Raw genomic sequence first — 11,235 nt, 5'->3', positions numbered from 1 at the left:
TGGTGCTTGAAACCCTCCTCTGCTTCAAGCGTGCTGGTGCGGATTTGATCCTCACTTATCACGCCTGTGATGCAGCCGAATGGCTGCGCCAGGGCTGAGGCTGGCTTCTCAACGGTTGAGACAGCGGCCATCTCACAATGGGTTGGTCGCCTTGAGCCCCATGTCCTGCAACCATCGCCTTGGCCATGTCGCCCTGCGGGTGCAGGACATGGAGCGGGCCAAGCGTTTCTATCTCGATTTGGGCTTGCGGCTGACCTGGGAAGCCGAGGACTGGTGCTATGTCCAGTGGCCCACCGGTGAGGGCATTGCCCTGCTTAGCCCGGATTACAAGGCGGCAGGCCCCCACTTCGCCTTTCACGTCCAGAACCGCTCTGAAGTGGATCAGGTGCGGGAGCAGCTGCTGGCCAAGGGGCACTCCTGCGGTCCGGTGCATGACCACCGCGACGGCACGGCCTCCTTCTATATGCAGGATCCAGAAGGGAACTGGTTGGAGATGCTCTATGAGCCCGCCGGCGGGCTGCCCTCCAATATCGGAGCCGAGCCGATACCTCTGACCTACTCGTGACGGCTGAGCTGCACGCGCCCATCCAACAGGAGGCCCTGGAGCTACTGGAGTGGCCGCGGCTGGCCCAACACGTCTCCAGCTTCGCCAGCACCGCCGCCGGTCGCGTCGTGGCGGCGCGGTTGCCCCTGGCCACGACCCGTCAGCAGAGCGTGGACTGGCTGGCGGAGACGACCGAGCTGCTGGCGCTGGATGGCCTGATCGAAGGGGGGCTGAGCTTTCAGGGGGCTGCTGATCTGGATCACACCCTCCAGCTCTGTGCCAAAGGAGGGGTGGCCAGCGGTGATGACCTCTTGTCCGTGGCCACAACCTTGGCTGCGGCCCGGCGCCTGCGCCGGCAGATCGACGATCCCGAGCTGCGGCCGGTGACGACCGCCCTGGTGGAGCCCCTACGCACCCTGCCGGAGCTGGAGCAGCGCCTGCGCTTTTGCATTGAGGACGGGGGGCGTGTGGCGGATCGCGCCAGCCCTCCCCTCTCGGGCTTGCGTTGTCAGCTCGCTTCCGTGCGGATGGAGCGCCGTGATCGTCTGAATGAGCTGATTCGTCGTTACGCCGCGCTCCTCCAAGACACGGTGGTCGCCGAGCGCAATGGCCGACCGGTCTTGGCGGTGAAGGCGGGCGCCGGCAGTCAGTTGCCGGGCCTGGTGCACGACAGCTCCGCCTCCGGCAACACCGTCTTTATCGAGCCCCAGGCGGTGATCCCCCTGGGCAACCGGATCCGGCAGCTGGAAGGCGAGGAGCGCGAGGCGGAGCGGGCGGTGCTCCAGGAGCTCAGCGCCCTGGTGGGAGAAGAGCAGCCGGCGCTCGAGCACCTGCAGCAGGTCCTGATTCAGCTGGATCTGGCCCTGGCCCGCGCCCGATACAGCGCTTGGCTGGGGGCTGTGCGCCCCGAGCTGGAGGCCGATCCCCTGGCGCCGCTTCAGCTGGAGGGGCTGCGGCATCCGCTCTTGCTCTGGCAAGAACGTCGCCAGGGAGGCCGAACGGTCGTTCCCGTGAGCGTCCGCGTGGAGAGCAGCCTGCGGGTGGTGGCGATCACCGGCCCGAACACCGGCGGCAAAACGGTGACCCTTAAAAGCGTCGGCCTGGCGGTCCTCATGGCCCGGGCGGGCTTGTTTGTGCCCTGCAAAGGGTCGCCGCGTTTGCCCTGGTGTCAGCAGGTCCTCGCGGACATTGGCGATGAGCAGTCCCTCCAGCAGAACCTCTCGACCTTCAGTGGCCATGTGCGCCGGATTGCTCGGATCCTGGAGGCCCTGCCTGCCGCCGGTAGCGATCTGGCGACCCAGGCCGGAGCTCAATTGGTGCTTCTCGATGAGGTGGGTGCCGGCACCGATCCCACCGAGGGGACCGCATTGGCCATCGCCCTGCTGAAGCAGTTGGCGGATCGGGCGCGCTTGACCATTGCCACGACCCACTTCGGGGAGCTGAAAGCCCTGAAGTACGACGACCCGCGCTTTGAGAATGCCTCCGTCGCCTTCGACGTCGAGAGCCTCTCGCCGACCTATCACCTGCAGTGGGGCATCCCTGGCCGCAGTAATGCCCTGGCCATCGCCACCCGACTGGGTTTGGACGGCGGTGTCCTTGAGGCGGCCCAGGCCCTGCTGGCTCCCCGGGGAGAAGGGGAACTCAATCAAGTGATTGCGGGGCTGGAGAGCCAACGTCAACGGCAACAGGAGGCGGCCGAAGAAGCGGCTGCCCTGCTGGCGAGAACCGAGCTCTTGCATGAGGAGCTCCTCATGCGCTGGCAGCAGCAGAAGGAGCAGAGCGCTGAGCTGCAGGAGCAGCGCCGCGAGCAACTGGAGCGCTCGATCCGTGATGGCCAAAAGGAGGTGCGCCGCATCATTCGACGTCTCCGCCATGGCCGTGGCACAGGCAGCAGTGAACTCGGTGAATCAGCTCGCCGGGCAGGGCAGCAGCTGAAGCAGCTGGAGCAACAGCATCGCCCCCTGCCGGAGCGCCGTGACCACAAGGGTTGGCTCCCCAAGGTTGGCGATCGCGTGCGGGTCCTCTCCCTCGGCAAGGCAGGTGAGGTCCTCTCCCTCAGTGAAGACGGCCAGGAGCTCAGTGTCCGCTGCGGGGTGATGCGTCTCAACCTGGAGCTCTCCGCCATTGAGGGACTTCAGGGCGAGAAGCCCGAGCCGCCGCAAGCCCAGGTCTCGATCCGCAGTCGCCGCAATCCCGCCAGTCGAGGTCCTGAGGTGCGCACGGAGCGCAACACCATCGATGTGCGGGGCATGCGGGTGCATGAAGCCGAGTCCGCCGTGGAAGAACACCTGCGCGGAGCCAACGGTCCGGTTTGGGTGATCCACGGAATCGGCACCGGCAAGCTCAAACGCGGACTGAGGGAGTGGCTCTCCAGCGTTCCCTATGTGGAGCGGGTTACGGACGCCGCCCAGGGGGATGGCGGCCAAGGCTGCAGCGTGATCTGGGTGAAGTGAGGGGTTAGCCCAGCGATGGCAGTACCGGTTCTGGACCGCTGGCTGTAGGGGCGATTGGCTCGGGCGCCGGAGGGATCGCTTCTCCGTCGGCGTCAAAGAACCGCCAGCCCTTCGGATCGATGTCCAGGTGGACCGTTTCCCCTGGGGTCAGCTGCTCGCTGGGATCGGCCCTTAGCTGAACCAGGTGGCTTCCCTCCTGCAAGCGGCAGGTGAGCAGTTGTTCATTGCCGAGGCCCTCCACATGGCAGACCTCCGCCGGCAGATTGCGGTTGGTGGCCGGAGCCAAGTGCAGGTGTTCCGCCCGCAGGCCTCCCGTGAGGGCTTCGCTGCCCCCCGCCTCCTGCCAGTGCAGGAGGGCATCACCGCTGGGACCTTCCGGGAGAAAACGCCGGCTCCCGAGCTGCAGTTGACCCTTGCCGGCAACGTTGACGGGCAGCAGGTTCATGGCGGGGCTACCGATGAATTGCGCCACAAAGAGGTTGCTGGGCCATTGATAGAGCTCCGCCGGTGTCCCGAGCTGTTGCAGGCAACCGCGGTTCAAGACGGCGATCCGATGGCCCATGGTCATCGCTTCCACCTGGTCGTGGGTTACGTAGACCGTCGTGGTGCCCAGACGGCGCTGAAGCTCGACGATCTGGGCGCGGGTTCCCGTTCGCAACTTGGCATCCAGGTTGCTCAGGGGTTCATCCATCAGGAAGACGGACGGTTGACGGGCGATGGCACGCCCTAGGGCGACCCGTTGTTTTTGCCCGCCGGAGAGTTCCTTGGGCATCCGCTCCAGCAGATGCTCCAGCTCCAGGGTGCTCGCGACCTCTTGGATGCGTGCTTCGATGCGCTGCTCTCGGCTGGAGGGAATCCGTAGCGCCTGGGGCAGAGTCCGTCCCGCCCGATGGAGGCCGTCTTGAAGTTGCTGAAGGCCCGTGCGTTGGCGCTGCCGGCGCAGGCCAAAGCCGATGTTGTCCGCCACGCTCAGGTGGGGATAGAGGGCGTAGCTCTGGAAGACCATCGCCACATCCCGCTGGGAGGGGCGCAGATGGGTCACCCGGCGACCGCCCACGATGATTTCACCGCCGCTTGGGCTCTCCAGTCCGGCCAGGAGGCGCAGCAGCGTGCTTTTGCCGCAGCCGGAGGGTCCGACGAGAACTAAGAACTCGCCATCACGGATGGAGAGATCCAGCTGCCGTAGGACCTCAACCGCTGCACTGCCCCGCCGCGGTGGGTAGGTCTTGCTGACCTGCTGGAAGCGAACCTCTGCCAAGAACCGGCCTCACGGCGGCCCGATCTTAGGGTTGGTCAAATGCAATTCATTGATCAGGCCCGGATCTCACTGCAGGCAGGACGCGGCGGCGATGGGATTGCCGCTTTTCGCCGTGAGAAGTACGTCCCTGCCGGTGGTCCCTCCGGTGGGGATGGCGGTCGTGGTGGTGATGTCTGGCTCGAGGCCGACCCCAACCTCCAAACCCTGCTGGACTTCAAATACAAGCGGCTCTTTGCCGCCGATGACGGTCGTCGCGGTGGGCCGAACAAGGCCACTGGAGCCAGCGGTTCTCCCCTGGTCATCAAGGTGCCCTGCGGAACGGAGGTCCGAGATGCCCGAACCCACATCCTTCTGGGGGACCTCACGGAGAAGGACCAGCGCTTGCTCGTGGCCGTCGGAGGCCGTGGTGGCCTGGGCAACGCCCACTACCTGAGCAACCGCAACCGCGCCCCTGAGAAGTTCACCGAGGGACGCGACGGCGAGGAGTGGTTGCTGCAGCTCGAGCTCAAGCTCTTGGCCGAGGTGGGGATCATCGGTTTGCCGAATGCCGGCAAAAGCACCCTGATTTCGGTGCTCTCTTCAGCCCGGCCCAAAATTGCCGACTACCCCTTCACAACCCTGGTTCCCAACTTGGGGGTGGTGCGCCGCCCCAGTGGTGATGGCACGGTCTTTGCTGATATCCCTGGCTTGATCGCCGGGGCAGCCCAGGGGGCTGGACTGGGCCATGACTTCCTGCGTCATATCCAGCGCACCCGTCTCTTGATCCACCTTGTGGATGCGAGCTCAGAGGACGTCCTGCACGATTTCCAGGTGGTGCAGCAGGAGCTGGCCGCCTATGGCAATGGCTTGGACGAGCGGCCCTGTCTGGTCGCCCTCAACAAAACCGAGTTGTTGCTCGAGGATGAGCTCGAGGAGAGGATCCAACAGGTCAGCGACCACTGCGGCCAACCGGTGCTGGATATCTCAGCAGCGACATCAAAAAATTTGGATCAGCTCTTGGCCAAGGTCTGGAAAGAGCTGGGGGTGTGAGCCAGAGAAACGAAGTTCCACTGGCTCACTGCTGAACGCTTAGAGACTCAGTCGTCGTAGACGAGGCACTCAGGGGCGTCGGGATTCAGGTCGCAGTAGACCTCCATCGGGGAGGGGTCTTTTTTGTCCTCGGGGTGGTGGGCCTTGTACTCCTCGAGGCCTTTCACTTCGTCCTCAAGGTGGCGCACTTTGCCTTGATCACCAGCAGCTTTGGCCGCTTCGATCTCGGACTTGTCCTTAGCGATGTGCTCGTCGATCGTGTTCATGCAATGAGGCCGGAGAGATCAGGCTGCTCGACGTCGCTGCACACCATACGGGGTGTCTGGCGGATGCGGAGCCAATTGTGATCGGGTTCTGATTTCGGCTTTCTGTTTTCTTCGCGGTCCGATCGCAGGACTCTGGCTAGCAGAGGGCTAGTGATGGGCTTCCAGATGGCGCGAATCACGCAGCGACACGATCGTCACTTCATGGATGAGTCCGGTCGTTTGTTCTGGATCAATGGCCCAGACCATCACTGCTATCTGTCTGAACAGAGGCAGTGGCGTGATGGGCTGAGCTTTGAAGACACCCTGGAGTGGAAGCAGTGCTCTCCGACCGGCTTGGTCAGTCAGCGTTTTCAGTCCCTGCAGGCGGCCTGCGAGGCCTTTGAACACAACCAGATCCAGTGGACCTTGGATCTCTACCTGCGGCACATGGGCGATGAGATGGCCCTTCAGCGCAGCCTGAGCGACTACAAGCCAACGGCGATGAAGGAGGCGGAAGCTCAATCGGGTCGCGCCCGCCAACAACCTTGGCTGGGGCAGGACACTCCGGTGATGCAGTGCGAGCTCAGCGCCAGACCATCCCGCCGTGCAGCGGACCTCCCCCCCCACGCCCATCGCCGCCGGCGCAGCAGTGCCCCTAGCTCGGCATCTCGCTGAGCTCGAGCCAGCGCTCTTCCCCAGCGGCGATCTGCTCAAGCAGGTTCGAGAGTTCTGCGCTCTGGGTCTCGAGGGCGGCGTAATCGCTGCCTCCTGCAGCCATGAGTGCTTCGAGTTCCTCCTTGCGTGCCTCCCAAAGGGGAAGGTTGGCGTCCAGTTGCTCGAGTTCACGGTTTTCCTTGAAGCTGCGCCGCCGGGCCTTGGCCGGTTTGGCGGGGGCCTCCTTGGCTTTCTTCTCTGCTGGACTGCTCGGAGCGGCTGGGGCTGGGCGGTTGGCGGCCTGCCGCTCGAGATAACTGCTGTAGTTCCCTTCAAAGCGCTGGAGCTGGCCGTCCTCGAAGCTGAAGAGGCGATCGACGGTGCGGTCGAGGAAGTAGCGGTCGTGGGAGACCACGACGACACAACCGCGGAAGTCCTCTAGGAAATCCTCGAGCACCGTCAGGGTCTGGACGTCGAGATCGTTCGTCGGCTCATCGAGCAGCAGGACGTTGGGCGCCTCAATCAGGAGGCGGCAGAGGTGCAGTCGCCGCCGCTCCCCGCCGGAGAGCTTGCTGACGGGCTGGTGTTGCTGCGCTGGAGGAAACAGAAATCGCTCCAGCAGCTGGGAGGCACTGAGGGTGGAACCCTCGATCTCGACAGTGCTGGCGGCCTCCTTGACGATGTCGATCACCTTGCGCTCCCGGCCGGCGGCATCGGTCTGATCGAGCACGGTGTGGCTGTGCTGGTCGAAGTAGGCGAGCTTCACGGTTGATCCCAGCTCAACCCGTCCGCCCTGGGGGATGCGTCGACCGGCAATCAGATCCAGCAGGGTTGATTTGCCGGAGCCATTGGGCCCGATGATCCCGATCCGATCCTCCGGGCTGAAGTCGTAGCTGAAGTCGCGCAACAGCGGCGTCTGGCCGCTGTTTTGGGCCTCCTCGCTGGCCCAGACCAGCACCGCCTCGGCTTCGATCGCTCGCTTCCCGAGCCGCCGCTGGTTGCTGGTCAGGCTCAGGTCCCCTTTCCCCTGGCGCTTGGGGGCCTCCTGCATGGCCTCGATCCGCTGGATGCGCGCCTTTTGTTTGGTGCTTCGCGCTTGGGGGCCCCGCTTGAGCCACTCCAGCTCACGCCGCAGCACTCCCTTGAATTTGGCTTCGCTGGCGGCAGCCGCTGCCTCCTCTTCGGCTTTGCGGGCGAGGTAATAGGCATAGTTCCCGCTGTAATTGCGGGCCTCGCCGCGGTCCACCTCCACGATTCGGTTGGTGACCTGATCGAGGACGTAGCGGTCGTGGGTGATCAGCACCAGGGACCCGCTGAAACGCTGCAGATAGCCCTGGAGCCACTGGATGCAGTCGGCATCGAGATGGTTGGTGGGCTCGTCCAACAGCAGGACATCCGGGTCGGCCACCAGGGCGGCCGCCAGGGCTAGGCGCTTGCGGTAGCCGCCGGAGAGATCCCCGACCCGGCGTTGGGTGTCGCCGATGCCCAGCCGCTGCAGAACTTCGCGGATTTGCTGCTCCAAGCCCCAGGCTTGGCTTTGGTCCATCCGTCCATTCAGTTGGCCCAGCTCCGCCAGCAGGGCGGCATCGTCGTCGCCCCGCTCATGGGCCGCGGCGAGGGCCTCGCTGACCTCGGTGTAGCGGCGCAGCAGCTGCATCTTCTCGCCGCTCTCAGCAAAGACCTGCTCGAGCACGGTCCGCTGCGGATCCATCTCCGGCTCCTGGCTCACCAGGACGATGCGGGCCTGGGGCAGGACCCGGCGGTTGCCACTCCCAGTGGGCTCGAGTCCCGCCAGGACTCGCATCAAGGTGGACTTCCCGGCGCCGTTGGGTCCGATTAGCCCCAGGCGCTCGCGTTCACCGATGTGCAGGGTCAGCCCGTCGAAGAGGGTGCGGATGCCGAAGTCCTTGCGGACATCCACCAGGCTGATCAGGCTCACAAGTTGGGGGGCTGTCGCTGCGCTTCCAGATAAGCAAACACGCTCTTATCGCCCACGTCGGCCGCGGCATCCATCGGGAATTTCCGCAGGGTCAGCACCAGCAGTAGCGCCGCCTCGATGGCCAGCAGGGTCGCCGTGGCTTCAGGGCTGAGCAGATGGCTGAGGCGTCCGAGCAGCGCCAGAGGCAGCAGCAGGGTCACGCCAATGGCTTCGGGGCGGCGGAAGCAGAAAAACTCCTTGAAGCCGATCCCCGCCAGGGCCGCGAAGAAGGGACCCACGGCCCAGATCCAGCGGCTGTCTGTGCTGACTGCGTCGGCCATTCCTTGGGGACCGGCGCTGATCAGCAGGGCGAGGAAGCCCAGGCATCCCGCCAGCCAGAACCATTGCAGGGCGCGGTGCAGGGGGCGCAGATAGATGTGAATCCAACGCAGGGCCAGGCCAACCCCTGCGGCCAAAGGCAGTAGCCAGGGCCAGATCCACGCTCCACCGAGCTGCTGCCATTGGATCAGCAGTGCGGCCTGGGCCACCGCCGCCGTGAAGAGGGCCAGCCGGTACCCCAGGACCTCGCGCCGGTCCGTGTCCGTGATGCTGTAGGTGCCATAGACACCTTCAAAGACCGGATCGGCGGCGGCGCTCATGCTGAGACGGTTCCTGACACCAGTGTGGCCAGAGCGGGGCCCGCGGGCACGATCCCCGAAGGATGGAGGGGAAACAGGGCGCCGAAGTAGTCCTTGCGCCAGGCCTGATCGCAGCAGGTTTCGGCCACGCCAGGCAGCGCGAAGAAGCGCTGTCTCCAGGCCCAGAGCCCAGGGAGTTGCCAGAGCGGCTGACGGCTGACCCCAAACAGGGGGGCGTAGACCAACTCCAGACGGATCAAGGTGGGAAAGAGCTGAACATCAGCCAGGCTGGGTCTCTCTCCGCAGAGCCAGGGCGAGGTGCCGGCGTCAGCCAGGACCGATTCCGCTTCGCTCAAGGTCTCAAAGAGCGCTGATTCGGCCCGGTCATAGGCCGCTTGGTTGCGGGCAAATCCGCAGCGATAGACCCCGTCATTGACGCTGTATTGCAGCCGCTCGCGCCAGTGCGCGATGGCCTGAGCCTGGTTGGCGGGTTCCAGGTCGAGGGCGTCCTGCGCTGCTGGCCAGCTGTTCAGCAGTTCCATCAGGCGAGCGCTTTCGCCCACCACCACACGTCCTGAGCGGCTGTCCACTAGGACCGGAACGGTGGCCCGCTGGTTGGGGTCTGCCCCAGCGGCTCGGTAGAGCTCCTGCAGGGTCTGGCAGCCACGGAAGGGCTCGCTGAAGCGCCAGCGGCCTGCCTTGGGATCGGGCTCCACCACCAGCAGCTCAATGCTCTGGTGCAGTTGCCGCAGCTGCCAGACGAGCCAAGCCCGGTGGGCCCAGGGGCAGCTCCGTCCCACGATCAGCACGTGGGCCCCCGCCTCACCGGCCGATGGGGGCAGCGCTGGTTTGGCGACAAAGGCTCCGGCGGGGCGGGTGTAGTTCCCCTCGGCATCGGCGGGTCCAAGGCCCCCCATCAGTTGCTGCCACTGCCACTGCCAGCCGTTGCGGGCGGCTGTCACCACGGCAGGGGGGATGGCCATGGACGTTCAGAAGACTTCTGCCAGGCTGACTCAGCTGCGGGCTGGAGCAAAGGGCATGGGGCGGGCTCAGGTGTTGGTTGTGGCGGGGACCCACGGCAATGAGCGCAACGCTCCGGCTTTGCTCGAGCGTTGGCGCAGGGAGCCCCGGGACCTCGACTGCGCTGGGCTGCCTGTGCAGCTGGTCCTCGGTAATCCGGCGGCCCATGCGGCCAATCGCCGTTACATCGATCGCGATCTCAACCGCTGTTTTGCCCCCGATCTGCTGGCCGATCTCACCCAGCAGCCCTTGGAGCTGCAGCGCGCCCGGGAGCTGCTGGCCCAGTTCGCCCCAACGGGCGCGAATCCCTGTGCGGTCGCGATTGACCTGCACAGCACCACCAGCGGCATGGGCAATTCACTGGTGGTCTATGGACGCCGCCCCGCCGATCTCGCCCTGGCGGCTGGTGTTCAGGCTCGGCTGGGGCTACCGATCTATCTGCACGAGGCCGATGCTGCCCAGACGGGTTTTTTGGTGGAGCGTTGGCCCTGCGGCCTGGTGATCGAGGTGGGGCCTGTGGCCCAAGGGCTACTCAGTGCGCCAATCCTGCGGCAAACCCAGCTGGCGCTCGAGGCGGTCTTCGCGGTCTTGGCCGAGGCGGCCGCCGGGGAGCTGCGCCTGCCCGCGGGCCTTCAGGTCTATCGCCATTGCGGCAGTGTCGATTTGCCCCGGGACGCGGCCGGCGAGGCCATCGCCTGTGTGCACCCGGCCCTCGAACGTCAGGACTGGAGGCCGCTGCAGGTCGGGCAGGCCCTCTTTTGGCAGCCCGGCGGCCAGGACTGCCCGGCTGAATGGCGCTTCGACCCGCAGACCCTGGGTTTTCCTGCCGAGGCCCACTGGCCTGTCTTTATTAATGAGGCGGCTTACGGCGAGAAGGGCATCGCCTTCAGCCTCTGTCGCCGGGAACGTTGGGCGAGCGAGGGGGCCTGGCTTGAGGCCTTGCAGGCCCTGATGGCGGCCTAGCCGCAGGCCCAGGTGCCCTGCTCCTTGGTGCAGGGCAGATCGCTGGTGCTGCCGTCTGCCCAGTAGATCCTGAGGCGGTCATCGGCGCTGTCGGTCCGGAAGGTCAAGGACTTGACCGGCCCGGCCGGGGCTTTGCCGGTGGGATCACTGGTGTCCGCCCCTCCAGGGTTGGCTTGCCGTTGCTCCAGCTGCTGAAGGCGCAGTTCCAGCCGATTCAGGCGTTCGATCTGCGCTTCGTTATCGCGGCGTTCCCCTCCTTGGCAGCCCGCTAGCAGGAGACCGGCAGCAAGCAGCAGCAGGGGAAGACGCATGGCGCTGAAGGCGTGACAGGCGACTCCTAGCAGCGGTTTTGGGGCTTGGCTACCTGCAGTCATGGAGGCGTTGCGCAAGATCGCTTTACAAAGCGCGCAAACTTCCTTTACATTCCCCGGGGCAACCCGTTTGGGTCGCCCTAACTACCGCTCTGACGGCTTGCCGTTGAGCCTTTCTTTCCCGTACTCATGACGACCACCC

12 protein-coding genes are annotated in these 11,235 nt (G+C 65.4%); 6 read left to right on the top strand and 6 right to left on the bottom strand.

Going from position 1 to position 11,235, the window contains the following annotated elements:
• From QZ184_RS07490 to QZ184_RS07480, 3 genes are all read left to right on the top strand, one after another.
• A partial coding sequence (locus QZ184_RS07490; RefSeq protein ID WP_296418847.1) for a hypothetical protein occupies positions 1 to 98 on the top strand: 98 nt, incomplete at its 5' end.
• Positions 99 to 160: 62 nt separating this feature from the next.
• Positions 161 to 565, top strand: coding sequence for a VOC family protein (locus QZ184_RS07485; RefSeq protein ID WP_296418846.1), 405 nt, complete (start codon positions 161 to 163; stop codon positions 563 to 565).
• Positions 562 to 2,997, top strand: a complete 2,436-nt coding sequence (locus tag QZ184_RS07480; protein ID WP_296418843.1) for an endonuclease MutS2 — start codon at positions 562 to 564, stop codon at positions 2,995 to 2,997. Before QZ184_RS07485 ends, QZ184_RS07480 begins: the two co-directional genes overlap by 4 nt.
• Positions 2,998 to 3,001: 4 nt before the next feature.
• Here the strand turns inward: QZ184_RS07480 and QZ184_RS07475 are convergent, their stop codons facing one another.
• The gene (locus tag QZ184_RS07475) at positions 3,002 to 4,255 is read right to left on the bottom strand and encodes an ABC transporter ATP-binding protein (RefSeq protein WP_296416703.1); all 1,254 of its coding nucleotides are present in this window, start codon (positions 4,253 to 4,255) and stop codon (positions 3,002 to 3,004) included.
• Between the two features lie 39 nt (positions 4,256 to 4,294).
• Between QZ184_RS07475 and cgtA the strand changes: the two genes are divergently transcribed.
• Positions 4,295 to 5,284 (top strand): Obg family GTPase CgtA, encoded by a 990-nt coding sequence (cgtA, locus tag QZ184_RS07470; RefSeq protein WP_010315178.1) that lies wholly within the window; start codon positions 4,295 to 4,297, stop codon positions 5,282 to 5,284.
• Positions 5,285 to 5,331: 47 nt separating this feature from the next.
• On the opposite strand, the gene QZ184_RS07465 is transcribed toward cgtA, so the two are convergent.
• Complete coding sequence (locus QZ184_RS07465; RefSeq protein WP_010315181.1) at positions 5,332 to 5,550, bottom strand: CP12 domain-containing protein; 219 nt, start codon at positions 5,548 to 5,550, stop codon at positions 5,332 to 5,334.
• Positions 5,551 to 5,715: 165 nt separating this feature from the next.
• Here QZ184_RS07465 and QZ184_RS07460 point away from each other — a divergent pair, with 165 nt between their 5' ends.
• Positions 5,716 to 6,204: a hypothetical protein gene (locus QZ184_RS07460; protein WP_043705509.1), complete on the top strand. Its 489-nt coding sequence runs from the start codon at positions 5,716 to 5,718 to the stop codon at positions 6,202 to 6,204.
• Here the strand turns inward: QZ184_RS07460 and QZ184_RS07455 are convergent.
• From QZ184_RS07455 to QZ184_RS07445, 3 genes are read right to left on the bottom strand one after another with little or no spacing between them, the layout of a single operon-like run.
• The gene (locus tag QZ184_RS07455; protein WP_296418841.1) at positions 6,185 to 8,122 is read right to left on the bottom strand and encodes an ABC-F family ATP-binding cassette domain-containing protein; all 1,938 of its coding nucleotides are present in this window, start codon (positions 8,120 to 8,122) and stop codon (positions 6,185 to 6,187) included. The two genes, QZ184_RS07460 and QZ184_RS07455, sit on opposite strands and share 20 nt — an antisense overlap.
• On the bottom strand, positions 8,119 to 8,760 hold the full coding sequence (locus QZ184_RS07450) for a DUF2301 domain-containing membrane protein (RefSeq protein ID WP_296418839.1): 642 nt from the start codon (positions 8,758 to 8,760) through the stop codon (positions 8,119 to 8,121). The genes QZ184_RS07455 and QZ184_RS07450 overlap by 4 nt, the downstream gene beginning before the upstream one ends.
• Complete coding sequence (locus QZ184_RS07445; protein ID WP_296416706.1) at positions 8,757 to 9,722, bottom strand: glutathione S-transferase C-terminal domain-containing protein; 966 nt, start codon at positions 9,720 to 9,722, stop codon at positions 8,757 to 8,759. The genes QZ184_RS07450 and QZ184_RS07445 overlap by 4 nt, the downstream gene beginning before the upstream one ends.
• Before the next feature lie 55 nt (positions 9,723 to 9,777).
• On the opposite strand from QZ184_RS07445, the gene QZ184_RS07440 reads away from it, so the two are divergent.
• The gene (locus QZ184_RS07440; protein ID WP_296418836.1) at positions 9,778 to 10,722 is read left to right on the top strand and encodes an aspartoacylase; all 945 of its coding nucleotides are present in this window, start codon (positions 9,778 to 9,780) and stop codon (positions 10,720 to 10,722) included.
• Here QZ184_RS07440 and QZ184_RS07435 read toward each other — a convergent pair.
• Positions 10,719 to 11,033 (bottom strand): hypothetical protein, encoded by a 315-nt coding sequence (locus QZ184_RS07435; protein ID WP_010315191.1) that lies wholly within the window; start codon positions 11,031 to 11,033, stop codon positions 10,719 to 10,721. The two genes, QZ184_RS07440 and QZ184_RS07435, sit on opposite strands and share 4 nt — an antisense overlap.
• Between the last annotated feature and the right edge of the window lie 202 nt (positions 11,034 to 11,235).

Source organism: Vulcanococcus sp. DEBay_Sum22DG08_74 (genome assembly GCF_017852955.1).
GTDB lineage: Bacteria > Cyanobacteriota > Cyanobacteriia > PCC-6307 > Cyanobiaceae > Vulcanococcus.
The sequence above is the reverse complement of the archived record's forward strand: the minus strand, read 5'-3'. Positions and strand labels throughout refer to the sequence as shown.